Source organism: Bacillus sp. ISL-45 (assembly GCF_018613195.1).
GTDB lineage: Bacteria > Bacillota > Bacilli > Bacillales > Cytobacillaceae > Mesobacillus.
The window spans coordinates 33,284-59,111 of the sequence record NZ_JAGGQQ010000010.1 but is presented as its reverse complement, the minus strand read 5'-3'; the positions used below and the strand labels follow the sequence as shown (position 1 = coordinate 59,111).

Below are 25,828 nucleotides of genomic sequence, written 5' to 3'. Positions count from 1 at the left end.
TTATTTACCGTAATGATGTTATAATGATTCAATACATGAAAGACAGACACATCCGTCTTGCATTTTGCACTGTGTGATACAGTGTACAGGCGAAATGAGCAAATCGGGATATCTGTCATATACTGTGTTACATACAGACGTTGTTGGAGGTTCTTTATATGACTATTTACCATTTTGTAGGTATAAAGGGGTCTGGAATGAGTGCGTTAGCTCAAGTTCTCCATGATATGGATTATCAGGTACAGGGCTCCGATTATGATAAGCACTTTTTTACCCAGGTAGCCCTTGAGAAATCTGGAATAAAGATCCTTCCGTTTAATAAGGAAAATATACAGCCTGGAATGACGGTTATCGCCGGTAATGCCTATCCGGATACTCACGAGGAGATTCAGGAGGCAATGGAGCTTGGCCTTCCAATCATCAGATATCACCGATTCCTTGGTGATTTCATGCAAAACTTTACAAGTGTTGCGATTACAGGGGCTCATGGAAAAACTTCGACTACGGGATTGCTGGCGCACGTGATGAGAGGTGCAAAACCTACATCATTCCTGATCGGTGATGGCACTGGTAAGGGTGACAAGGATGCTCAATACTTTGTGTTTGAAGCTTGTGAGTATCGCCGTCATTTCCTTTCCTATTTCCCGGATTACGCCATCATGACGAATATCGACTTTGACCACCCGGATTACTTTGCCAATATCGAGGATGTCTTCTCTGCATTCCAGGAGATGTCATGGCAAGTCAAAAAGGGTATTTTCGCATGTGGTGACGATGAGCAGCTGCAAAAAATCCAGGCCAAGGTACCTGTCGTATTTTATGGTTTTGGCGAGGAAAATGACTTCCAGGCTCGCAATATCGTCAAGTCCACTGAGGGCACGACGTTCGATGTTTTTGTCCGAAATAATTTCTATGAAACGTTTTCGATCCCGGCCTATGGTGACCATAATGTCCTGAACTCGCTGGCTGTCATCGCTTTATGCCATTACGAAAATATCGAATCCAAAGTGATCCAGGCCCAGCTTGAGACATTCGAAGGCGTGAAAAGGAGATTTTCCGAAAAGAAAATTGCAGACCAGGTAATTATTGATGACTACGCACATCATCCTACAGAAATCAAAGTAACAATTGAAGCTGCAAAGCAGAAGTACCCTGATCGTGAAATCGTCGCGGTTTTCCAGCCGCACACCTTTACAAGGACCCAAGCCTTCCTGAATGAATTTGCAGAAAGCTTGAATAAAGCGGATAAGGTGTATTTATGCGAAATCTTTGGTTCAGCCCGTGAAAATCATGGGAAGCTATCGATTACTGATCTAAAAGAAAAAATCGACGACGCGGAAATCATCGCTGAGGAAGATACCTCGCTTCTGAAAGAGCATAGCAAAGGCGTCATCCTGTTCATGGGCGCTGGTGATATTCAGAAGTTCCAGGAAGCATATGAGAAACAATTACAGGAATAAATAAAAAGGGTGCGGCCAATTGGTCCGCATCCTTTTCGTATTTTATGCCCTTGAGTTCTATCGTTATTTTAAATTCTCAGGGTTCAAGCCTTCGAGCTCAGGGATGACAAATCGTCCATCTTTACGAATCAGAACGTCATCGAAATAAATCTCGCCGCCGCCATATTCTGGGCGCTGGATGTTGACCATATCCCAGTGAATATTCGAATGGTTGCCATTGAATGCATTGTCATAGCACTGTCCAGGTGTGAAATGGAAGCTTCCGTCGATTTTTTCATCGAACAGGATATCCTGCATTGGATGGAGGATATATGGATTCACGCCAATCGCAAATTCTCCGACATAACGAGCTCCTTCATCTGTGTCAAAAATCTTGTTGATGCGCTCTGAATCATTTGCAGATGCTTCAACGATTTTTCCATCCTTAAAAGTCAGCTTAACATTTTCGAAAGTGAATCCCTGGTAAGGTGACGGCGTATTGTAGGTGATCACGCCATTGACTGAATCACGAACAGGAGCAGTATAAACTTCGCCATCAGGTATATTCAGCTCACCCGCACATTTTACAGCAGGGATATCTTTGATGGAGAAGGTCAAGTCGGTTCCGTCTCCGGTGATTCGTACCTTATCTGTACGGTTCATCAAGTCTGCCAGGCTGTCCATTGCCTTATCCATTTTTCCGTAATCGAGGTTACAGACGTCGAAGTAGAAATCTTCGAAGGCTTCAGTACTCATCTTCGCCAGCTGTGCCATAGCCGAGTTAGGGTAACGAAGAACAACCCATCTCGTTTTTGGAACGCGAATGTCCCTATGAACTTTCTTGCCAACCGTATTGCCATGAATCTTCATTTTGTCTGCTGGAACATCAGCATGTTCATTGATGTTATCTCCAGAACGAAGGCCGATGTATGCATCCATTTTACTCATCACATTAGCTTCAAACTCAGCAATCATGTCGAATTGCTCCTGCTGGGCACCCATGAGCAATGAACGATCCACCTGGTGGTCCTTCAATGATACAAATGGATAACCTCCAGCTTCGTATGCTTCTTTCACGAGAGCCGTAACAAGCTCCCGCTGAAGCCCGAAGTTCTCAATCAGGACTTTTTCCCCTTTTTGAAGCTTGACCGAATAATTGATCAGGTTCTTTGCCAGTTTTTGAATACGAGGGTCTTTCACCGAAATCACTCCTATGTATAAAAATAAAACACATAATCATATTGTAACCGAAACGCAGAACTTTGTGCTCATTCTATGGAATGCTGGATTTTTAAATTGCAGAAAGATATTCTTAATCAGGAAGGAAAAGGGTATGCTTTTATTGAAATACATATTAGACAAGGTGGTTTATGTCGTATTCTGCGGGGTAAAATGTACATATGCTAACGGAGGTGTTCAACAGTGGAAATTATTTTGTATCTAAGTGTTGCTGTTATAGCAATCGCGTTTTTGGTTTTGGTAGTCTCTTTATCCAAGACACTTAAATCATTACAATCAACTTTAGACAGTGTATCAGGCACACTTGATGGCCTGGAGAAGCAGTTGGATGGAGTGACTCGTGAAACGACGGAGCTTCTGCACAAAACAAACAATTTGGCAGACGATATTTCCAGAAAGTCTGAGAGCTTGAACGGTGTTGTTAATGCTGTGAGGGATGTAGGAAATTCTGTTCAGAGATTCAATCAATCTATTCACAATGTTCAGTCCATGGTTGATCTTCAGATTGACAAGAATAAGGACAAGATTTCACAGGTTGTTCAGTGGAGTAATGTATTCCTTGAACTGAAGGACAAGTGGCAATCAAAAAAAACAGCCAAGATTGACCATCGGCTTGAGAGCGAAGAGATGGTAACGAAGCAGCGTGAACGTGTTCGGTATTAATGAAAGGTGGAGATAGAATGAACAGGGAACAAAGCCAGTATGAGGTAAACGGATCAATGAGGGAGACAGACAGCAATTCCAGAGATTTTGTGACTGGAGCTATTGTTGGGGGGCTTGCCGGGGCACTGGCGGCACTATTGCTTGCTCCTAAATCAGGAAAAGAGTTAAGAGGCTCTCTAAATGAGCAAACTTCTTCCCTGAAGAACAAGAGTGCTGATCTTGCAACTGCAGCGAAGGAGAAGGCAAGCGGCTTGAAAGAAACGGTTTCGCAGCAGTCTTCAACCATTGTGAACAAGGTGAAGGATATGAAGAACAAGGGCGAAGATCCATCACAGAATACAGATGGCTACGAGGGAGAACTTCAAGAAGTGCCTACTTCAATGGCAGAGACAAGCTCAATGGAAAACACGCATACTGCCACTGGAGAAGAAATCCAAAAGAAGCTTGAAGAAACACAAAAAGCTTTCGATGATACAGAAAACAAGCTGAATCAGTAAAATTGTCAATGAAACGGTGAAGTGGTAAGATAACTTCACCGTTTTATTTTTTATAAAAAGCCTTTTCGCAGAAATTGCGACAATGGTATCGTAAAAAGCTAATAAAAGGAGAGAGTAGGATGAAAAAGCTTGATTCAATTGAACAATTTGACAAACTTGTCGATTCTGGAGAAACATTCTTCATGCTGAAGCACAGCACGACTTGCCCGATTAGCGCGGCTGGTTACGATGAATTCGCGAAGTTCGAAAACAATGGCAGCGATAACTTATATTATCTGACAGTCCAGGAATCTCGTGATCTGTCCAACCATATAGCTGAGAAATTTCATGTTAAACATGAATCACCGCAAGCTATCCTATTTGTGAATTCAGATGTTGCCTGGCATGCTTCCCATTTTAAAATTACTGCGAAATCATTGGCTGGCGCTAAAGAAGAAAATACAAAGTAAAAAACATCCGTGCTGGATGTTTTTTTACTTTGCTGCTATAGGGGTCTCAAAGGTTATTTTCAGCTCATCACCAGGTGCCAGACGATCGTCAAACGCCGCTTTTTCCCCATTTTTTAATAAGGTGAATCCTCGGCTGTCCTTTGGGATTTCAAACTGTATAAAGTTGAATAAATCCTGGAAGATGAAGTGCTGCACATCCTTTTGCTTAGTGGTTAAAAGGTCTCCGCTATGTATGCGTTCGTCCATTCCCAGTTTATTTTCCCCGCGGAAGAATTCGATTAATTCCTGCTTGAGCTGGACCTGTTGGCCGTTGAAAAAAATCGGCATGGATTCAGAAGCAGGGAGCCCCAATTTTTCTACTAGTCTTCCCAGGGAAGGTTCCTTCCCTTTTTCAAAACGGATATCATCTAGATGGTCAATTTTAGTTTGTAATTTTGCTTCCAGTCCATTAACATACATTTTTCCCATGAACTCTGTGACCTTGTGCTCGATTCCGTCAATCTTTATCAAAAATGGGCGAGTGTCATTAAGCAATTCTGCAAGGTTAAGTTCCTTTAGTATACTTTCGATCGTATCTGGCATTTCAAAAATGATCTCATCCCTGTCCTCAACTGGGTTGGACATCGATGCGGGGAGATTATTGCAGGTCATCTTCGCGCTGACTTCATACCTTTGGCCATTCATTATAACTATCTTGGATGGGAGCTCGCCGATTAAGTCGCCAAGACTCAATTCTGGTCTGACTCCATCCTCTCCCTTTTGGATAATGAGTTGATCTCCTCCATCCACTTGATCATCGAACGAGCAGGAAATCCCATTTTTCAGTAACACAGGCTGCTGCCCATGCTTACCTGGTATCGTCACATTTTTGCCGTTCAGGCTGACAATCATGGCGAGGCCCGGCCTGCCGTAAAGCTTATTCATCTTTATCCCGGCAGCCAGCAGACAGTCGCCCACTGTCAATTTGTTCACTTCGAAAAGCCTTACCGGCTGTCCATTCACATAAACAGTATGATATTGGACAGGAGATTGCTTGGCAGCAATGGCGATTCCAATTGGTGTGACAAGTTCTGGGCCTTTCGTAATATGTGCTGCAAAGGAAACAGAGTTGATGGCATCGAGACCACGGATGGCAACCCTGTTTTCCGGGAGGTTTAAAATAGCGGCGAGCCTTCTGGGTAAATCGGGCGTAAGACTTCCACCGCCAACAAGCATGACTGCTTTTGGCGATTTATTGCCATTCAACTTCAGGATTTCCTCCCCGATCGTTCCTGCCAAACGGTCAATCGCAGGACCAATTCGTTCAACGGCTTCATCCTTGCTGACCTCTGTTTCAAAGCCAAGTATGTCTGTGATCGAGATTGCTTGATTTACAAGCAAGTCCCGCTTTGCTTTTTCAGCAAGAGGGAAATCAAGCAGAAATTCATCACTAACAGCTTCCGTAATTTCATCTCCTGCCACTGGGACCATTCCATAGGCAATTACTGTCCCTGAGTCAGTGAGCGCGATGTCGGAAGTCCCTGCGCCTATATCAACAAGAGCGACATTCAATCTCCTCATTGAGGCAGGAATCAGCACGTTGATCGCGGCAATCGGTTCCAAAGTAAGTGCGTCCATTTCAAGTCCTGCCCTGTCCAGTGCAGCAAGCAAAGATTCAACGACAACTTTTGGCAGGAAGGTTGCAATGATTTCCACAGAGGCTTCATTTCCCCGCTGGTCAATCAGGCTGCCGATTCCTTCTCCATCAAGCTGGTAATAAAGAACGGAGTATCCGACACAATAATAGTGATGCTCATTGTTTTTTTCACCAGCAACAGCTGCTTGTGCCTGTTGGACTGCACTTAATTCAAGGTGGAGGATATCCTGCTTTGAAAACATCGGCTTGCCGGAAATATCAATTGCCGCTTTTGATTGTTCTGTTTTCAGCGCGCGGCCAGCTGCAGCGACACAGACCTTGGTCAAGGGGCCATGTGAAACTTCCAGTGCTTCTTTAATTTCAGTGATGATTTCGGAAACTGACAGGACATCATGGATTTGGCCGTCCAGCATCGACCTATCCTTGTGTTCCCGGATCATGATGTCGACCGCTTCATAATGACCATCCGTTTCCTCCAGGATTATTCCTACTACAGACCTGGTTCCTATATCTAGCGCAAACAATTTATTATTTACATGCACACCATGCACCCTCTAACTTAAGTTCTCATACGATGCTTTATCACTTAAAAGCGTTTAATTATTAAAGAATTTTGCGTGACAATCCAAATTATTTCAGATATAATTACCATTATCACATTATACAGCTTGATCCATAGTACTTTAACTGCGTTGTTGCACCACGGGCTCCTATACTAATATCGGCTTTATCATGTCATTGCTTTAGGCTGGGAGCCGCAGAAACCTGATTTTATACTTCCTGGTGCAGTAAAGAGATCAGGTTATACACAGCAGCAGTTAAAGAATTTGGTGCCTCTTTGTTTGAAAAGTCTTGGTGTCAGGGCTAAAATGTATTCCGAAAGGACGGGACAGAAAATGAGTAAAAATCTTGACCAGCTAAGAAATCGTGTGGATGAATTGAATTTAGAGCTTCTATCATTAATTAATGAAAGAGCCCTGCTCGTCCAGGAAATTGGCCGTGCAAAAGAAACTCAGGGTGTGTACCGTTATGACCCTGTGCGTGAGAGGGAAATGCTTGATTTGATCAAAGAGCAAAATAACGGCCCTTTTGAAAACTCCACAATTGAACATATTTTCAAAGAAGTTTTCAAGGCAGGACTGGAGCTTCAATCTGATGATCACCGCAAAGCACTTCTCGTTTCCAGGAAGAAAAAGCCGGAGGATACCATCATTGATATTAAGGGTTTAAAAATCGGTGATGGAACACCAGACTTTGTTTTTGGTCCTTGTTCAGTTGAATCATATGAACAAGTGGCAACCGTTGCTGAAGCAGTCAAAGCGAAAGGCTTTAAAATGCTGCGCGGCGGGGCTTTCAAGCCTAGGACCTCACCTTATGACTTCCAGGGTTTAGGAGTAGAAGGTCTGAAGATCTTGAAGAGAGTCGCAGATGAATATGATCTGGCAGTCATTAGTGAAATCGTCACACCTGCGGATATCGAAATCGCTGTCGACTACCTTGATGTTATCCAAATCGGCGCACGGAATATGCAAAACTTTGAGCTTCTAAAGGCTGCAGGTGCAGTGAATAAACCTATATTACTAAAGCGTGGACTGGCCGCGACCATTGAAGAATTTATCAATGCGGCGGAATATATCATGGCACAGGGCAATGGCCAAATCATCCTGTGTGAGCGGGGGATCCGGACGTACGAAAGAGCTACAAGGAACACACTTGATATCTCAGCAGTGCCAATTTTGAAAAAAGAAACACATTTACCAGTCATGGTTGATGTTACCCACTCTACAGGCAGGAGAGACCTGCTGCTGCCGGCAGCCAAAGCTGCACTTGCAATCGGGGCAGATGGAGTAATGGCAGAAGTTCACCCAGATCCAGCAGTAGCATTATCCGACAATGCCCAGCAAATGGATCTGAAGCAGTTTGATGAGTTTTTAGAAGGATTAAAATCCACTCCGTTCGTGAGAGTATAGAGTTCTTGAAACCTTCCTTTTTTTAGGAAGGTTTTTTTATTGTAGGTTTTAGGGTAACGTAAAAAGAAGCGATTTTAACAGAAATAGTGTTAAAAATGCATTAAATTAAGTTGTTCACATTGCGGGATTGATAAGGATGTCGTATGATTAATAACATAATTATGCTTGTACATATAATCACAAACTTAAAATATGATTATTGTGGCAATTTTTGCTGTAAACTAACTGAAAAGCGCCGTTTATTACCTTAAGGAGTGAAATAGATGAATATTACAATATATGATGTTGCACGGGAAGCGAACGTTTCAATGGCAACGGTTTCACGTGTTGTCAATGGAAACCCGAATGTAAAGCCAGCAACAAGGAAGAAAGTCATGGAGGTCATTGACCGTCTGGGCTACCGACCGAATGCTGTTGCCAGGGGACTGGCAAGCAAAAAGACGACGACTGTCGGTGTCATCATCCCTGATATTGCAAGCCCGTTTTTTGCTGAGCTGGCAAGGGGAATCGAAGATATTGCCACGATGTACAAATACAACATTATCTTGAGCAACTCAGACCAGAATATTGAAAAAGAACTGCATCTGTTAAACACAATGCTCGGCAAACAAGTAGACGGAATTGTTTTCATGGGCGGCAATATTAAGGCCGAGCATGTTGAAGAATTCAAGAAATCCCCGGTCCCGATTGTCCTTGCAGGCTCAATTGAGGAAACGGGTGAAATTCCATCAGTCAATATTGATTATGAGCAGGCAACTTTCGATGCTGTATCAACTTTTGTTGAAAAAGGCCACAAAGAAATCGCATTCGTCATTGGGCCTCAGATTGAGCCAATCAATAAGGATAAGAAGCTTGAAGGATATAAGCGAGCTTTAAAAGATGCAGGAATTCAGTATAACGAAGAGCTTGTTGTCGAAGGGGATTATACGTATGATTCAGGCCTCGAGGCAATTGAAAGAATCCTCGAGCTTAATCAGAAACCAACAGCAATCCTTGTCGGCTCGGATGAAATGGCCCTTGGGGTTATCCATGGGGCATTTGACCGCGGCTACAGCGTCCCTGATGATTTCGAAGTCATCAGTTCGGATAACACAAGGCTAACTCTTATGGTACGTCCGCAGCTTACAACAATTGTCCAGCCTTTATACGATATTGGAGCAGTTGCCATGCGCTTACTGACGAAGTATATGAACAAAGAAAACGTAGATGAGAATATCGTCGTCCTTCCGCACCGGATTGAGAACAGGAAATCAACGAAATAACAGAAGAGCCCCTTGCAGTTGATGCGAGGGGCTCTTTTCAGACAAAATCCCGAGTGGAAGCCGTAATTTTGTCTGAACTTGAGGTCACTTCAGACAAAATCGGGAGGGGAAGCCGCAATTTTGTCTGAACCTGAGGTCACTTCAGACAAAATCGGGAGGGGAAGCCGCAACTTTGTCTGAACCTGAGGTCACTTCAGACAAAATCGGGAGTGGAAGCCGTAATTTTGTCTGAACCTGGGGTCACTTCAGACAAAGTCAGGAGTGGAAGCCGTAATTTTGTCTGAACCTGAGGTCACTTTAGACAAAGTCAGGAGGGGAAGCCGCAACTTTGTCTGAACCTGTACTAATTTACTGACCTTTTTAAAAACAAACAAAAAAAACCGGGAACACAAATCTCCCGGTTACCGTACTTATACAGTTTCAGATTTTTTGTTGGACCTGATTGGATACAAGGCCTTCTCCACTGTTTGGGCATTTTTTTCCGTGATTTCCGGCTTTCGCGGAATTGGCGGATATAAATCTTCAGGATCGTCCCACTCTTGTGGCAATTTCACAGGGGCTGAATCCTTCCATTCTTCTATCCATTCCTGCGGCAAACTGCCATAAGAGTTTGAGTTTTCAATCATTTCAAGCCAGATCAGTGACCAGGCTCTTGGTACCACGCGCCAAATATCGTAGCCTCCGCCGCCTACAGCAATCCATTTGCCTCCGCAATATTTATGGGCGACTTCATGCGCAAGCTTTGGGATTTCCCGGTAGATTTTCATCGTAGCGGATAAATGAGTCAATGGGTCAAGATAATGCGCATCTGCACCATTTTGGGTAAGAATGACATCCGGTTTAAAAAACTCGGCCACTTCCATCAGAGCATGTCTATAGGCATCAAGCCAAGAGTCGTCTTCTGTGAAGGCATCGACAGGGATATTGAAAGAATATCCATAGCCTTTGCCCTGGCCGCGTTCATTCACATTTCCTGTACCTGGGAATAGGTAGCGTCCCGTTTCATGGATCGATAGAGTGCATACATCAGGATCATCGTAAAATGACCATTGTACGCCATCACCATGGTGGGCATCAGTATCGACATATAACACGCGGGCATTGTATTTTTTCTGCAGGTATTTTATCGCTACAGAACTGTCGTTGTAAATACAGAAGCCGGATGCTTTCCCACGGAAGCCATGATGAAGGCCGCCGCCAAGATTCAGTGCGTGGCTGGCTTTGCCGTTCATGACATAATCCACAGCTGTCAGGGTGCCCCCAACAAGCAGAGCACTCGCTTCATGCATATTTTCAAAAATCGGTGTGTCCTCCGTTCCCAGTCCATATCCTTCCGCGGATTCACCCTTAAGCTTTCCCTGGCCAGCAAGCTTAACAGCGTTTACAAAATTGGGATCATGAACGAGGTGAAGTTCCTCATCCGTTGCCATCCGGGGCGCAACTATATGTTCTTCATCAATGGCGCCCACTTTACGCAGCAAATCCAGCGTAAGCTTCAACCTAATCTGGTTGAAAGGATGGTGGCTGCTGAAGCGATAGTTCAGCAGCTCCTCTGAAAAGACGAATACAGAGCGATCGCTCATGATGAAACACCCGGCAGGTTTGGCCAGAGTACGTGATGTCCGGCCTTTTTCAAGTCCTCGATCACTGCGATCGGATTCATCGTCTGTATTCTTACAACAAGGATTTTATAACCTTCATCCTTTGGGTCAGGGTATACTAGCACGCTCTGGATATTGGCTTTCCTCAAGCTGATAACAGATGCAATTTCACAAAGCATGCCCGCTTTGTTTGGTACTTTCACTTCAATTTGCGATCCTGGCTGATGGGCACCTGTAAGCTCAACAAGTGTATGGAGCAAGTCCGTTTCAGTGACGATACCTACCAGTTTTTTATCCTTGGTGATCGGCAGGCAGCTGATATTATGTTCATAAAAGATTGCAGAAATTTCCTCGACAAAATCGAGGGGATGTCCAGTGATCACATTAGTCGTCATAATTGATTTGACAGGATTGTCAAGTTCACCCTTGTGCTCATCCCAATGAAAAACGGACGGAGCTGCATCTTTGATATCCCTGTCGGATACCAGGCCGATCACACCTTGGTCCTTATTCACGATCGGGATGTGGCGGATTTTTTTATCCGCCATTAGCTTAATTGCTTCGGCAATTGTATTTTCAGGAAAAAGTGTCGTGACATCCCTTTTCATAATTTCCTCGACGATCATGGTTCCTTCCTCCTTGCATGATGAGGCTTCTTATTAATCATCAATACATAAAACGGTTCATGAACCGCAGCTGGTCAAATTTCTGGATCGATTCCGGCCCAATCCTCTTGCCGATTCGCGCCATCAAACAGTTTGCTGGATGGGAGCTGATTTCCGGATCATCTGTCGCGTACCAGGTCAGGCCGCCGGCATTCATCATTTTTTCCATGACTTTGCGGTATTCCCAAACATTCAAGCCGGTTCCTTTCAGGTCCCAATGCCAGTAGTATTCAGTTGTGATAATGATATAATCTTCCATCGCGTCATCCATCATGGAAACCATCAGCAAATTCTTGCCGACTCGGCTGCCGCGGAATTCAGGAATGACCTCGATTGCACCAAGTTCTATTAAATCTTCCATTTTTCCTTCAGACCATCTTTCAAGAGGGTCAGGATAGAGATAAGTAACATAGCCGACAATCATATGGCCTGAGCGGGCTACGATGATACGTCCCTCCGGCAGACCGGCAATCTCAACCAATGCCTTGTGCTGCTGGGCAGGTGGACGAAAAGCCACTAAATCTTCATGGAATTCATAGCTTGCAAGTTTTTCCGGAGAAATCGGGCCTTCAATGATCAAACGGCCATGAGGAGTTTTTAATTCTGTTGCGTTATAAGTCTTTTTATGTTCCATTCAGTCACCACCAGTCAACAATTCAAACGATAATTCTATTATACATAAAATCTAACATATAAAAGCGCTTTCACAAAATTTTCTGTATTTAGTTTAAGACTTTCCTTGACGGAATCGCACTTCAAAGAGGAATGTTTTTATATTCTATTAATATTTTAAAAATTGAGAAAATCGAATTTTTATACTATAATGGATTTTAAATATAAAGCCAAGGGGGATGGATACATGAAAGTGGAAGCGCTACCAGTTACACAAGGGGATCATAACCTGAAAAATTATCAAGAGCTTCATGGCCAGTTTGATTGGACTGAAGCGGAGAAAGAGTTTTCCTGGTCTGAGACAGGCAGGGTCAATATGGCTTATGAAGCGATCGACCGCCATGCTGAAGGATTCAGGAAAAATAAAATTGCGCTTTATTATCAGGATGGGGTGCGCAAGGAAAAATATACTTTTAAAGAAATGAAGGAGCTTTCAAATAAAGCAGGCAATGTCTTTAAAACTTATGGTGATGTAGAAAAGGGGGACCGCGTGTTTATCTTCATGCCTCGTTCTCCAGAACTGTATTTCGCAGTTCTCGGGGCGGTCAAGCTGGGCGCGATTGTTGGCCCGCTTTTCGAAGCATTCATGGAAGGTGCTGTCCGTGACAGACTGCAGGACAGCGGGGCAAAGGTATTGGTGACAACACCTGAGCTGCTTGAGCGTGTTCCTGTTGATGAACTTCCTGACCTGAAGCACATTCTTCTTGTCGGCGATAATATTGAGGAGAATGACAAGTGCGTTGATTTCAAGCAAAAACTAGCTGAAGCCAGCAAAAAGCTTGAAATCGAGTGGGTTGACCGTACAGATGGGCTGATTTTGCATTATACTTCCGGTTCGACTGGAAAACCTAAAGGCGTCCTCCATGTCCATAATGCGATGATCCAGCATTATCAGACTGCTAAATGGGTACTTGACCTTAAAGAAGAAGATGTCTACTGGTGCACAGCAGATCCAGGCTGGGTAACAGGAACATCGTACGGAATTTTCGGTCCATGGCTTGCAGGAACGTCCAATGTCATCATTGGCGGACGTTTCAATCCAGAGACATGGTATAAGATGATCGAAGAGTACGGAGTGTCAGTCTGGTACAGTGCCCCAACAGCTTTCAGGATGCTGATGGGTGCGGGTGATGAGGTTGTAAAGAAGTTCGACCTTGGCTCACTTCGCCATATCCTGAGTGTCGGCGAACCGCTGAACCCTGAGGTAGTAAGATGGGGAATGAAGGTGTTCAGCCTGCGCATCCATGATACATGGTGGATGACGGAGACGGGGGCTCAATTGATCTGTAACTATCCAAGCATGGAAATCAAGCCTGGATCAATGGGTAAGCCAATCCCAGGCGTAAAAGCCGCAATTGTCGATGACCAGGGGAATGAATTGCCGCCATACAGAATGGGCAATTTAGCGATTAAGAAGGGCTGGCCATCGATGATGCATACAATCTGGAACAATCCTCAGAAGTATGAGTCCTACTTCATGCCTGGTGACTGGTACGTTTCCGGTGATTCAGCCTATATGGATGAAGATGGCTACTTCTGGTTCCAGGGACGAATTGATGATGTCATCATGACTTCCGGTGAGCGTGTAGGGCCATTTGAAGTAGAAAGCAAACTTGTGGAACACCCAGCAGTTGCTGAAGCGGGTGTCATTGGCAAGCCAGACCCGGTCCGCGGTGAAATCATCAAGGCGTTCATCGCCTTGCGTGACGGTTATGAGCAATCTGATGAATTGATCGAAGAGATTCGCCAATTCGTTAAAAAGGGCCTTGCTGCACATGCTGCACCAAGAGAAATTGAATTCCGCGACAAGCTTCCTAAGACACGAAGCGGTAAAATCATGCGCCGTGTATTGAAAGCCTGGGAACTTGATCTCCCAACTGGCGATTTGTCCACAATGGAAGACTAATAGAATCATACTAAAGAGCGTGAAGCTGGGCTTCACGCTCTTTAGTATTCACAGAAAAAAGAAACACCGCATCCGACAAGATGCGGTGTTTCTACTTATATTCATTTGCTAGTTTCCATTCCCATTCCCGTTACCATTCCCATTTCCATTTCCATCACCGTCGCCGTCACCATCTCCAGGTGGCGGCTCAGGAGGGTCATCCGGTTCAGGATCGGTTGGAGGAGGGTCTTTCGGTTTTGGATCCTTTGGTTTGTCTTCCGGAGGATCCTTAGGCTCTGGCTTCTGTCCGATTTCAATGATATTGGATGGAGCTGATTCTTTCCCGGCAATATCGACTGCCGTAACATAGAATGAACCGTCCCCTGCGTTGAAGCTCGAGGCTTCTCCTGCTTTAATGCTGCCGACCTTTTTCTTGTTGTTATAGATTCGGTAGCCGACAATATCATTTTCAGGGTGCTTGCTCCAGGTGATCGTTTTTCCGGAAAGCTTGATACCCAAAGCTGCTGGGGTCTTTCCGTTTTCACTCAGCTTATCATCCGCAACGAGAATATTATTCCAGGCATCATTTTTAGGGATCAGCTGCTGCGGATCTCTGATTTTATGCCCGATGATGCTTTCCATATACTCTGGATTCAATATTACTCCAGTATCCGTAAATTCAGCCGGAGTTGAATCAAGTGCTATATAGCGCTTATCGCCAACAGTAACGAATTTGTTTTCTACGAGACTGTCATCTACCTTGGTTGGTGCATACTTCGCAATGAAGTAATCCGATTCAACAAGTCCTGCTTTCGAGCAAGCGCTTGAAGGCAGCAAGCCGGATACTGCACAATAAGATCTCTTGACGATTCCGCCAGGCATCTTGAAGCGTTCTTCAGGATCGACTAGCTGAGGAGCGACATCATAAGCATCATTCATTAGGTCAGCCCAGATATATTGGGTCCGGACTCCATAAGATAGCCCCTTGTAACTTCTCTCTAGTGATTTGTTATGGTCATAACCGAGCCACACCCCGAAAGATACATTAGGGTTGGTGGCTACAAACCATGAATCATAATAATCATGACCTGTACCTGTTTTGCCGGCCCAGTCAGAGCCGAATTTCAACCGGCCTTTTAAGGCAGTAGCCGTTCCTCGGTTGATAACATCACGCATCATATCGATAGTCAAATATGAAGCTTGAGGACTAAATACATCTACAGGCTCGGCTTTATGCTGGAAAATGACATTTCCATTTTTATCGACAATTTTATCGATTAAATAGGCATCAACGAATTTCCCCATATTGCCGAAAGTTGCAAATGCATTGGTGTTTTCCTCAACGGTAACACCACCATCGATAGAGCCAATTGAAGCTGCCAGAATACCATAGTCACTTTTAACAAGGGAAGAGAATCCCATTTTATCTAAATAAGAAGCGGGTCTTTGACCCAATACGTTTTTGTATGCCAAAACAGCGGGAACGTTATATGACTTGGTTAACGCATGCCTAACTGAGGTTAAGCCCCTGTACTCTTTATCATAGTTGGTCGGCCAAGGTTTTCCCGGGCTTGCTGGGTTTAAACGAACCTCTACGTCTGGCAACACTGAACCAGGGTGCAATTTCCCCATGTCGATCGCTGGTGCATAGGCGAGTAATGGTTTCATAGTGGAACCATTCTGTCTTGGTGAATCGGTGGCGTGGTTTCTTTGTTGGATGTCAAAGTCACGTCCGCCAACAAAACTGATAATTTTACCAGTTTTGTTTTCGATCAACACAGCACCAATTTCAACCTGCTCGGAGATTGTGATTGTTTTGCTTGGATCATCCGGGTCAGGAACTTCCTGTGGTTTGTTCCTTCCATAATAAGGGTACTTATTCGCTGTTTCCTGGTGTTTTTCATAAATCTCTTTATTGATGGTCGTGTAAATCTTATAGCCATTCTGGCGGATGTCGCGGTCGGCCAGCGCGTGATACTCATCCATAAGTTTCTTATCTTTTTTCAGATCTTCAGGTTCATAGCCATCACGCTGAGCAAGAATTTCCGCCAGGATGTTAACCGAACGTTTCTCTATTTCAAACGTTAAGAATGGATATTCCTCAACAGTATTGTCACTTGGAACTTCTTTTACAAAGTCCTTTGTAATATCGTAGCTAATCGCTTCCTTGAACTCTTCATCAGAAATGAAACCAGCTCCATGCATCCTTGTGATGACTGTCTTGTATCTGGACAGGCCAGGCTCAAGTCCTTTCGGATCCTTCAGCTTGCCGCGGTCGCTGCTGAATGGAGTATAGCCGAACGGGCTTTGCGGAAGTCCGGCGATAAAAGCGGCCTGTGGCAATGTCAGGTCTTTCGCTTCCTTCCCAAAGATTCCTTTTGCTGCGGCCTGGACACCGGCAATGTTGCTGCCGTTAGCGTTACGTCCGAAGGTAGCTACATTTAAATAGGCTTCAAGAATTTCCTTTTTATCAAAGAATTTTTCGAGACGAAGGGCGAGAAGGATTTCTTTCGCTTTCCGCTCGAACGAAATTTCATTGGTCAGGATCTGGTTCTTGATGAGCTGCTGTGTTAGTGTACTTCCCCCTGAGGATGTCGCTGAATTTGTGACCTCCTGGAAAAGTGCACGCATGATTGCTTTTGGAACCACGCCGTCATGCTCGTAAAAGTACTCATCTTCGGTTGCGACTACTGCATTTACCAAATGCTTCGACATATCGTCAAGCTTCACTTCCTCACGGTAAAGGTCCGTTCGGAGCTTGCCAAGATAAACATCGTTATCAAAATATAAATCCGAGGTTTCTTCATAGTTGTATATATCTTTCCTCATATTTTCATAAGGTCGGATTTGTTCATCTTTGACAAGGGATGCGAAGTACCCGGCACCTGTGCCTGCGGCGAAGCCACCGCCGAGAACTAATACAATGATCAATAACAACAGCATGTTCCAGACAACCGAATAAGTAATCCGGGCTCCTTTTACGGTTTTTTTATTCGTAAAAAAAGCACCAAAGGATTTAAGCTTCTCTTTCCAAGCCTGTTTTCCTTCATGCATTCATATCATTCCCCCTAAAATCACATACATTATAGCATAAACAGGCTGTCGAATAGATGCTAATGTTAATTTTTCTGAAAATTACTGTCGAATTTGACAACAAGTAACGCTTTATGGTAAAAATGCTTTATTAACTTTATAGCAAAAAGCTGTGAAGGGAATGAGTAGTGCTTCTGTCACTGTTCCAGAAAGCCGGCGGCTGCTGTGAGCCGGTACAAACAGAAGGATGAATTACCTCCCCGAGCGCCGCAGTGAACTGTATACATAGTAGCCGCGGACGGTTTAACCGTTATTTTATTGAGTGGAAGACATTTTTTTGTTTTGTTTTCAAGCCGGGTGGTACCGCGCATACAGCGCCCCTGCATTTATTGCAGGGGCGTTTTTTATTGGTTCAAATCCGGTTGCGAAATATATTTTTGAATGGAGGAAGAAGAAATGGAATTACTAAAAGATCTCGAATGGCGCGGGATTATTTACCAGCAGACAGATGAAGAGGGAATGAAGGATTTGCTTTCAAAGGAGAAAATCTCTCTCTACTGTGGTGTCGATCCAACCGCGGACAGCATGCATATCGGACACCTTCTTCCGTTCCTGACGCTGCGCCGTTTCCAGAATGCGGGGCATCGTCCGATTGTTCTTGTTGGAGGAGCGACTGGCTTAATTGGCGATCCAAGCGGCAAGAGTGAGGAGCGTAAACTGCAGACGCTTGAACAAGTACAGGTAAATGTAGACGGAATCAGAAAGCAGCTGGAGCAAATTTTCAGCGTAGAAGGTGAAAACGGAGCGATGATGGTCAACAACTACGACTGGGCCGGTTCCATGGATGTCGTTACATTCCTGCGTGACTTCGGAAAGCATGTTGGCGTGAATTACATGCTGGCAAAGGATACAATCGCTTCAAGACTTGAAACAGGTATCTCGTTCACAGAATTCACTTACACAATCCTGCAAGCGATGGATTTCTTCCATTTATACGAAAAGCACGACTGCAAGCTCCAGATTGGCGGAAGTGACCAGTGGGGCAATATTACGACAGGTCTCGAATTGATCCGTAAAATGTCTGCAGAAGGGTCCAAGGCTTTTGGACTGACAATTCCGCTTGTCACAAAAGCAGACGGAACTAAATTCGGAAAGTCAGAAAGCGGAGCTGTATGGCTTGATCCAGAAAAAACGTCACCATACGAGTTCTACCAGTTTTGGATCAACACTGCTGATGCCGATGTAGTGAAGTACTTGAAATTCTTCACTTTCCTAGTTAAAGAAGAAATCGAAGCGTTGGAAAAGGCGGTTGAGGAAGAGCCGCATCTACGCAAAGCACAAAAAGCCCTTGCTGAAGAAATGACACGAATGATCCACGGCGAAGAATCCCTTCAGCAGGCAATCAGGATCTCAGCGGCACTTTTCAGCGGCGATATCAAAAATCTTAGCGCTGACGAAATCAAGCAAGGCTTCAAGGACGTTCCTTCTTTTACAGTAGAGGGGGGAGAAGAACAAGGGTTAGTCGACTTGCTGGTTGCAGCAAAAATCTCGCCTTCTAAGCGCCAGGCACGTGAAGATGTTGCAAACGGCGCTGTCTCCCTGAACGGAGAACGCGTCACGGACACTGCTTACGTACTAAGCGATGCAGACAAAATCGAAGGCCAGTTCACGATCGTCCGCCGCGGCAAAAAGAAGTACTTTATGATTAAGTACTAGAATGGACCGAAGTTAGGGCTATTCCAGGTATGACGGACAAAAATCGCTGGTGGAACGAGAAAACTGTCCGTCATCAGGGTATGACGGACAAAAATCACTGGTGAAACGAGAAAAACTGTCCGTCATCCAGGTTATGACGGACAAAAATTGCGGGTGGAACGAGAAAAACTGTCCGTCATCCAGGTTATGACGGACAAAAATCGATGATGAAACGGAAAAATTGTCCGTCATCAGGCTTACCACCGGATATAAGATTAATAAAACGGCCTTCCTGGTAAAACAGGGGGCCGTATTTTAGTTAAGTTATGAAGAATGCGAGATCAGAAAAAGAATATTTATAAAACAAAAACCCCAGCCAAGTCGGCTGGGGTTCTTTAAGCACTTTATTAACGAGAGTAGAATTCAACGATAAGAGCTTCGTTGATTTCAGCTGGAAGTTCAGAACGCTCAGGCATGCGAGTGAAAGTTCCTTCTAGCTTGTCTGCGTCGAAAGTCAAGAAGTCAGGTACGAAGTTGTTTACTTCGATTGCTTCTTTAACTACATCAAGGTTGCGAGACTTTTCACGAAGTGTGATTGTCTGGCCAGGAGCTACGCGGTAAGATGGGATATCTACACGTGCGCCATCAACCATGATGTGGCCGTGGTTTACTAACTGGCGAGCTGCACGACGAGTGCGAGCAAGACCAAGACGGTAAACAACGTTGTCAAGGCGTGCTTCAAGAAGAATCATGAAGTTTTCGCCGTGCTTACCAGGCATTTTGCCTGCTTTGTCGAACAAGTTACGGAACTGGCGCTCAGTAACTCCGTACATGTGGCGAAGCTTTTGCTTCTCTTGAAGTTGCAATCCGTATTCGGAAAGCTTTTTACGCTGGTTAGGACCATGAGGACCTGGTGCGTAAGGGCGTTTTTCTAATTCTTTACCTGTACCGCTTAGTGAAATTCCAAGACGGCGGGATAGTTTCCAGCTTGGGCCGGTATAACGAGCCATGAATGACTCCTCCTTAGTTTTTATTTTGTAAAATAAAAACAGATTGTGATTAAACATTTATGGGTATTTTGTTTTCATGTACCTTCGCCCTAGCAGCAGCGGGTTACGAGATACACCATCAAACCTTGTTTGAGGAACAAAATACATACATAATGTAGACCACATAGGCTGCGATATTTTACACAAAGAGTATTATATAATTTATTTTGTATTGAAGTCAAGTCTATATTGAAAATAAAGCCTCTTATTATCGATCTTTTCCTCTGAAAAGATTGTCTTTTATATCATACTATTTTACTAGGCCTATGGTATAATGAATAGTAATTGTTTTATTTTGGATATTACCTTGCCACGTGATGAATCATTTTAGTTTATTCAGGCTGCTGCCTGTCAAAACAGCTACTTACAAATCGCTGTTAAGTGATTTTAAAACAGGTGATATATATGGAAGAATTATTAGAACGGGAAATTATATTAGAACTGAAAAGCAAATTTTTCGATTTGATCAGCACAGGCAGATTATCTTTTTCTTCCTCAGATGTTCTCTCGCAAATGACGTCTATTTTAAAAGAACTCCTGCAAGCGGATGTGGTCGACTTTTACACCTGCCAGGAATGGAAGCAAAGGATGTTCCTGGAGGCTACAACCCGTCTCTCGACTAATGACGGTGAGTTGAAGACTATTCCTAATTGTCTGGTGAATGAACTGGCAGCGAAACCCTATGCCTTCATTAGATATCCAGAGTCCATGCCTCAGCATGAACTGTTGCTGGTTTTGACAGCGAATGAAAAACCAAAGGGCCTGTTTGGATTCCAAATGAACAGTGACTTTCTAAACCGATTATCAGACCGCTTCTTCAACAAACTATCTTATGAATGCAATGTGTTCGTTGAGAAAGTGCGCAGCCTGGCGGAAACAATGGAAGAAGAAAAAAGGTATAAGCAATTATTCCGGGTGACGAAGAAATTTCACTCAACTATGGACATGGATGCAGTGCTCGGTGAAATCATTTCCACCCTGAGGGAAGTTTATCCTTCCTTCACCTATTATCTGCTGTTGTCTCATGACCACAAGGGATATGGAGGGTTACCGGTTAGAGACCTTGAATACGATAGCGATAACCTGACTGCGATGCAGTCGTATGTAAGCGGGCAGATTCAGTTTGAGGACTCTGTTTTAGAGAAGAATTCAATCATGTACGCTCCTTTGAAAGGAAAACAGGGTGTTTACGGTGTTTTGCAGGTCATAGCTCCAAACTCACTGGTTTTTCCGCAAAATGAAGTAGAGTTCATCAAGCTGCTCGCCTATACTGCAGGTAGTGCGCTGGAAAATGCCAAGCTTTATGAGCAATCCAGGAAATTAATCGCTGATTTGCAGTTGATCAATGAAACTTCCCATCAGTTGAATACGAGTTTGCGCCTGACAGATACAATGAAATTTATCTGCGGGCAAATCATCAAGTCCTTTAATGCCCAGGAAGTCGGTTTCATTATGCTTGACGAGGAACATGATGATTACTCCGTCCTTCAGGGCAGCACAAGCTTTTTCTTTTCAAAGGATGCTTCCAACTATATATTGAACGTTGCCCATCGAATCCGACAGGATATGGAGCCATTGTTCCTGGGAGATATTTCTTCAGAGCGTGAGGACGCTCCCTTGCATTTCCACTCGATAATGGGTGTTCCGATGATCCAAAGCGGTGAACTAAAGGGATTTGCGCTTGTCATGCATGAAGAGCCTTATCACTTTGCGTTTGATACATTCAAGCTGCTCCAGTCTCTTATTCACCATTCAACTTTGGCTTTTACCAATTCGATGCTTCGAGAAGAGCTGGAGAAAATGGTTGTGACGGATCATTTGACGAAGCTGTATTCCCGAGGGTATTTGGATGAAAAGATGAATCTTTCCATGCTTGAAGATCAACAGGGAACCTTTATTTTGATTGATGTCGATAATTTTAAAAGTGTTAATGATCAATATGGCCACCAGGTTGGAGACGAAGTACTAATCCAGCTGGCTCGCCAGATTGCCAAAAATATCCGCGGAACAGACATAGGTGCAAGATGGGGCGGTGAGGAGCTGGCGATTTATTTGCCAGGTACCCCTCTCGAGACTGGTGTCAAAATCGCGAATAGGCTGGTAGATAAAGTTGAAAAAAATACGAGCCCAAATGTAACTGTTTCATGCGGTGTCTCCACATGGATCAAGGGACAGGATGACACTACCAAGACAGTGTTCAAAAGGGCCGACCAGGCTTTATATCTGGCAAAGGGATCAGGTAAAAATAAAGTAGTCGTCCAGAATGAAGAACAATTTACTTTTAACAGCACTCAGGAATGAGTGCTTTTTTCGTGGTTAAGGCATTTATAAAATTACTAAGTTGTTGACAACTCTATGAAGTTTTCTTAATCCAGCTCCAGCGCTTTTTGTTCTTTAATGAACCACAGGACTTTTTGTCGATGTGTGAGAGAAATTACTTTCAATAAAGGGGTAAATGTCATATCCTGATAATGGGGGTAAATTGTAAGCGTTTACAGAATATATAGGAGGAATCATAATGGGAGAGAAAAGATTCGAAACAGAAGTGATCCATTCCGGATATAAATCGGACGAATTCAGGGGCAGCCTTGCGCCTCCATTATTTCAGACTAGTACCTTCACTTTCGATACTGCTGAACAGGGAGAAAGGCGCTTTGCCGGGGAAGAGGAAGGATTCATCTATTCACGTCTTGGAAACCCTACGGTTGCGATGCTTGAAGAAAGGATGGCGACGATTGAAAAAGGGGAAAAAGCCCTTGCGTTCGCTTCAGGGATGGCTGCTGTCTCTGCGATACTGGTATCGCTGACACGCACAGGGGACCATATTCTCTGCTCACAGGGAGTGTATGGGTGTACGTTTGGACTTCTCCAGCTCATGAAAGAAAAATATAAGATCAACCATGATTTTTCGATGATGTCGACGAGAGAAGAAGTATTGGCTGCCATTACCCCAGAGACAAGAGTCATCTATATCGAGACGCCGATTAATCCAACAATGAGACTGGTTGACCTGGAGATGGTCGCGGACGTCGCCAGGGAAAAGGGAATTCCGGTAGTTGTTGATAACACATTCAGCTCACCTTATCTTCAGAATCCAATCGAGCTTGGCTGTGATTTCGTCATCCACAGCGCAACGAAGTATATTTGCGGACATGGTGATGTCATAGCGGGTGTAGCAGTCGGCCCGAAGGAAATTATGTCTAAAATCGCCATGACAACGCAAAAGGACATTGGCGGCGTAATATCGCCATTTGATGCGTGGTTATTGCTTCGCGGGTTGAAAACACTGCCGGTCAGGATGGACCGCCATTGTGACAATGCCGAAAAACTGGCAGCCTATCTTTCTGATCATCCCGCAGTCGAAGAAGTCATTTTCCCAGGCGACCCAAAACATCCTGATTACGCAATTGCGAAAAAGCAAATGCGCAAGCCGGGCGGTCTTATTTCCTTCAATATAAAGGGAGGCCAAAAGGAAGCTCAGGCATTCATCAACAAGTTAAAGCTCATTAAAATTGCGGTTAGCCTTGGAGATGCAGAAACATTGATCCAGCACCCGGCGACAATGACTCATGCCGTAGTGCCAAAAGAAGCAAGAGAAAAAATGGGCATCAAAGACAATATGCTAAGGCTTTCAGTCGGATTGGAAGCATGGCAGGATATCAGAGATGACCTTGAAGCAGCATTCGAAGCTGTAAGGAAAGAAAGTACCATGGAGACTGGATTGATTTAAGAGATTCATTACAAAAACCCTCCCGTGAATGGGAGGGTTTTTCAATGTCAGCTTATATACTGTAACAGCATGTCAACGAATTCCTCGAGTTTTTGCTGGTCCAATTCATCAAAGCGATTTTTTTCCGGTGAATCAATATCAAGAACGCCGATGACTTGACCGTCTTTGACCATCGGAACGACGATTTCTGATTGTGACGCGGCATCACATGCGATGTGGCCCGGGAAGGCATGGACATCTTCAACTCTTAATGTTTCCTGGCTCGATGCGGCTGTACCGCAGACGCCTTTGCCAAGCGGGATTCTCACACAGGCTGGAAGGCCCTGGAATGGTCCGAGGACAAGCTCTCCATCCTCCATCAGATAAAAGCCGACCCAGTTGACGCGATCGAGAAATTGGTTCAATAAAGCTGATGCGTTGCTGAAATTTGCTATCGCATTTTTTTCATCCTCCACCAATGCTTTAAGCTGCTTTATCAACAAATCATAATCTTTTTCACGGTTGTCGCTGTATGTTTCGACTTTAAACACAGTTTTTCCCCCTCATTCTTGAAGTTTTAATCTACATTGTATCAAAAATCGGCGAAACAATGGAGACTTTGTCGAGCTTTTTTTAAAGGAAATTTAAATGATTTCCAGAAAGGTAAACAGTAAGGTTAATTGCGGAAAGTGAGGGGCGGAGCAATGAGAAAAAATTCAAAAGCTGCGATTATTGATGCGGCCATCTACTTATTCAATACGAAGGGGTTCAATGGGACATCAGTAAGGGATATTGCAGCAAAGGCAGACGTAAATGCAGCGAATATCTCATACTACTTCCGGAACAAAAATGGACTCCTCGAAAATTGTTTTACCGTTTTTTTCGAAAGCTATATGGAAGAATTGGAAAAAGGCTTTTCATTGCTGGAATACGGTGCAGAATTATGCCTGAACGCAATGGTTGACAATGTATTGAGATACCAATGCCAGAACATCCAATTGACAAGGTTCATTTTAAGAGAAATGACGATCGATTCTCAGGTTGTCAGGGAGATTATGTCCACCTATCATGTAAAAGAACGCTATATGTTTAAAAAGGTGCTTGAGGCTGGGATGGAGAATGGGGAATTCAAAAAGCATTCCATCCAGTTCAGCATTTTACAGTTAAAAGGGCTGCTGTCGATGCCGTTTCTGAATACCCATTATGTGACAGAGGTTCTGCATGTACAGCCGCATGAAAAATACTTTGCTGACAAGTACAACCATGAGATCTCACAATGGATCAAGGGAACCCTTGGTAAAGGCCATCAAATGCATGAAAAAATGTTGATTAATATATAGGAAACCGGTCAAACTGCCGGTTTCCTTATTTTGTCACCATCATCAAATCAAGTCCCTGTCCCAATTCCTTCGCCTGATGCGCATCAGAGCCGTACACAAGCCTGATCCCGAGCTTTTTGGCTTCGCTGACTACCCAATCCGGCGGATATGGCTCACGGCATAAAGGCTTTGCGGTTCCCGCCCCGTTATAATCCAGCTCATAGCCATGCTTCGAAACGGTCTCCAGTATTTCAATGATTTCGTCAGCACATTCCTGCGCAATTGGATATTTTAAGCGGAATTTATTCGCAAGGGTAATATGCCCGATTCGTTTAGGCTTATATGGCCCCAGATCAGCATGAATGGATTTTAAGACGGTCTGATAGTAGTGTCGATGGATCAGTTCCGCAGAACCATACTCTTTAACCATCTTCCCGAAGTTATCTGGGCTGTAATCAAGACAATCATATTCCCCGGCAGGACTTTTCAAAAAATGCACCGATAGAACGGCATCGTCTAGCCGAGGTCCGAATTCACTGAGGAAATTGGCCGTTTGAACCTCGTATCCTTCGATAAAATCAATCTCGAAACCAGTATTGATTTTTATTTTTCCGCGATATCTTTCCTTTGCTTCTTCGATACTCTGAAAATATGCTTCCAAATCCTCAAAACGCATTGCGCTATCCTGTAATGGTGTAGGATCTGTGAATCCTTCTGGTAAAGGGGCGTGCTCGGCAAAGGTGATTTCCTTGCAGCCAAGCTCAAGTGCTCTCTGGACGTAGTCATCTAACGAATCTTTCGTTCCATGCGGGCAAAAAGATGTGTGGACGTGGCCATCCCTCATGATTCCCGACCTCCTAAAGTAATATCTAAGGCAAAATTTCAAGTTAAATCGGCTTATTTCGGATAATTTCAACAAAAAATATGAATTTATTAGTCAAAAATTGTCGGTTACATGGTAATATAAATACATTATACACGCATTTATAAATTCATTTTAAATAGAAGGATTCAGAACTTGGAAATTGTGAGGCCAGGGGGATAA

General features: G+C 44.0%; 20 protein-coding genes and 1 other annotated feature. Of the genes, 11 read left to right on the top strand and 9 right to left on the bottom strand.

The window, feature by feature from the left end; genetic code table 11:
• Positions 1 to 158 precede the first annotated feature (158 nt).
• A complete protein-coding gene (gene murC, locus J7E35_RS14115) occupies positions 159 to 1,460 on the top strand; it encodes a UDP-N-acetylmuramate--L-alanine ligase (RefSeq protein ID WP_214780768.1) in 1,302 nt (433 codons plus the stop codon).
• Positions 1,461 to 1,523: 63 nt separating this feature from the next.
• Here the strand turns inward: murC and J7E35_RS14110 are convergent, their stop codons facing one another.
• Complete coding sequence (locus J7E35_RS14110) at positions 1,524 to 2,639, bottom strand: aminopeptidase (protein ID WP_214780766.1); 1,116 nt, start codon at positions 2,637 to 2,639, stop codon at positions 1,524 to 1,526.
• Positions 2,640 to 2,861: 222 nt separating this feature from the next.
• Between J7E35_RS14110 and J7E35_RS14105 the strand changes: the two genes are divergently transcribed.
• The 3 genes from J7E35_RS14105 to ytxJ all read left to right on the top strand — a co-directional run bounded on the left by J7E35_RS14105 (position 2,862) and on the right by ytxJ (position 4,287).
• Positions 2,862 to 3,341, top strand: a complete 480-nt coding sequence (locus J7E35_RS14105) for a DUF948 domain-containing protein (protein ID WP_214780764.1) — start codon at positions 2,862 to 2,864, stop codon at positions 3,339 to 3,341.
• 17 nt (positions 3,342 to 3,358) lie between these two features.
• Positions 3,359 to 3,838, top strand: a complete 480-nt coding sequence (locus tag J7E35_RS14100) for a YtxH domain-containing protein (RefSeq protein WP_214780762.1) — start codon at positions 3,359 to 3,361, stop codon at positions 3,836 to 3,838.
• A 119-nt stretch (positions 3,839 to 3,957) separates the two neighbouring features.
• On the top strand, positions 3,958 to 4,287 hold the full coding sequence (ytxJ, locus tag J7E35_RS14095; RefSeq protein WP_214780761.1) for a bacillithiol system redox-active protein YtxJ: 330 nt from the start codon (positions 3,958 to 3,960) through the stop codon (positions 4,285 to 4,287).
• Between the two features lie 24 nt (positions 4,288 to 4,311).
• Here the strand turns inward: ytxJ and J7E35_RS14090 are convergent, their stop codons facing one another.
• A complete protein-coding gene (locus J7E35_RS14090; RefSeq protein ID WP_214780760.1) occupies positions 4,312 to 6,465 on the bottom strand; it encodes a cell division FtsA domain-containing protein in 2,154 nt (717 codons plus the stop codon).
• Between the two features lie 354 nt (positions 6,466 to 6,819).
• Here J7E35_RS14090 and J7E35_RS14085 point away from each other — a divergent pair, with 354 nt between their 5' ends.
• Complete coding sequence (locus J7E35_RS14085; RefSeq protein ID WP_214780759.1) at positions 6,820 to 7,893, top strand: bifunctional 3-deoxy-7-phosphoheptulonate synthase/chorismate mutase; 1,074 nt, start codon at positions 6,820 to 6,822, stop codon at positions 7,891 to 7,893.
• 263 nt (positions 7,894 to 8,156) lie between these two features.
• Positions 8,157 to 9,155: a catabolite control protein A gene (ccpA, locus tag J7E35_RS14080; RefSeq protein WP_214780758.1), complete on the top strand. Its 999-nt coding sequence runs from the start codon at positions 8,157 to 8,159 to the stop codon at positions 9,153 to 9,155.
• Positions 9,156 to 9,565: 410 nt separating this feature from the next.
• Here ccpA and J7E35_RS14075 read toward each other — a convergent pair whose 3' ends face one another.
• From J7E35_RS14075 to J7E35_RS14065, 3 genes are read right to left on the bottom strand one after another with little or no spacing between them, the layout of a single operon-like run.
• Positions 9,566 to 10,738, bottom strand: a complete 1,173-nt coding sequence (locus J7E35_RS14075) for an acetoin utilization protein AcuC (protein ID WP_214780757.1) — start codon at positions 10,736 to 10,738, stop codon at positions 9,566 to 9,568.
• Entirely contained in the window at positions 10,735 to 11,382 is a 648-nt protein-coding gene (locus J7E35_RS14070) for an acetoin utilization AcuB family protein (protein WP_214780756.1), read from the bottom strand. Before J7E35_RS14070 ends, J7E35_RS14075 begins: the two co-directional genes overlap by 4 nt.
• Before the next feature lie 40 nt (positions 11,383 to 11,422).
• Positions 11,423 to 12,055, bottom strand: coding sequence for a GNAT family N-acetyltransferase (locus J7E35_RS14065; protein WP_214780754.1), 633 nt, complete (start codon positions 12,053 to 12,055; stop codon positions 11,423 to 11,425).
• A gap of 225 nt (positions 12,056 to 12,280) precedes the next feature.
• Here J7E35_RS14065 and acsA point away from each other — a divergent pair, with 225 nt between their 5' ends.
• Positions 12,281 to 13,999, top strand: a complete 1,719-nt coding sequence (gene acsA / locus J7E35_RS14060; RefSeq protein WP_214780752.1) for an acetate--CoA ligase — start codon at positions 12,281 to 12,283, stop codon at positions 13,997 to 13,999.
• A 108-nt stretch (positions 14,000 to 14,107) separates the two neighbouring features.
• Here acsA and J7E35_RS14055 read toward each other — a convergent pair whose 3' ends face one another.
• Complete coding sequence (locus J7E35_RS14055; RefSeq protein ID WP_214780750.1) at positions 14,108 to 17,032, bottom strand: transglycosylase domain-containing protein; 2,925 nt, start codon at positions 17,030 to 17,032, stop codon at positions 14,108 to 14,110.
• A gap of 142 nt (positions 17,033 to 17,174) precedes the next feature.
• Positions 17,175 to 17,396, top strand: a binding site (T-box leader).
• Positions 17,397 to 17,467: 71 nt separating this feature from the next.
• Here J7E35_RS14055 and tyrS point away from each other — a divergent pair.
• Positions 17,468 to 18,727, top strand: coding sequence for a tyrosine--tRNA ligase (gene tyrS / locus J7E35_RS14050; RefSeq protein WP_214780748.1), 1,260 nt, complete (start codon positions 17,468 to 17,470; stop codon positions 18,725 to 18,727).
• A gap of 386 nt (positions 18,728 to 19,113) precedes the next feature.
• On the opposite strand, the gene rpsD is transcribed toward tyrS, so the two are convergent.
• On the bottom strand, positions 19,114 to 19,716 hold the full coding sequence (gene rpsD / locus J7E35_RS14045) for a 30S ribosomal protein S4 (RefSeq protein ID WP_079510073.1): 603 nt from the start codon (positions 19,714 to 19,716) through the stop codon (positions 19,114 to 19,116).
• A 444-nt stretch (positions 19,717 to 20,160) separates the two neighbouring features.
• Between rpsD and J7E35_RS14040 the strand changes: the two genes are divergently transcribed.
• Entirely contained in the window at positions 20,161 to 22,056 is a 1,896-nt protein-coding gene (locus J7E35_RS14040) for a sensor domain-containing diguanylate cyclase (protein WP_214780746.1), read from the top strand.
• 217 nt (positions 22,057 to 22,273) lie between these two features.
• The gene (gene megL / locus J7E35_RS14035; protein ID WP_214780743.1) at positions 22,274 to 23,485 is read left to right on the top strand and encodes a methionine gamma-lyase; all 1,212 of its coding nucleotides are present in this window, start codon (positions 22,274 to 22,276) and stop codon (positions 23,483 to 23,485) included.
• A gap of 47 nt (positions 23,486 to 23,532) precedes the next feature.
• On the opposite strand, the gene J7E35_RS14030 is transcribed toward megL, so the two are convergent.
• On the bottom strand, positions 23,533 to 24,015 hold the full coding sequence (locus tag J7E35_RS14030; protein ID WP_214780741.1) for a GAF domain-containing protein: 483 nt from the start codon (positions 24,013 to 24,015) through the stop codon (positions 23,533 to 23,535).
• 153 nt (positions 24,016 to 24,168) lie between these two features.
• On the opposite strand from J7E35_RS14030, the gene refZ reads away from it, so the two are divergent.
• Complete coding sequence (gene refZ / locus J7E35_RS14025; RefSeq protein ID WP_214780739.1) at positions 24,169 to 24,804, top strand: forespore capture DNA-binding protein RefZ; 636 nt, start codon at positions 24,169 to 24,171, stop codon at positions 24,802 to 24,804.
• Positions 24,805 to 24,829: 25 nt separating this feature from the next.
• Here the strand turns inward: refZ and hisJ are convergent, their stop codons facing one another.
• Positions 24,830 to 25,627, bottom strand: coding sequence for a histidinol-phosphatase HisJ (gene hisJ / locus J7E35_RS14020; protein WP_214780736.1), 798 nt, complete (start codon positions 25,625 to 25,627; stop codon positions 24,830 to 24,832).
• Positions 25,628 to 25,828: the final 201 nt, after the last annotated feature.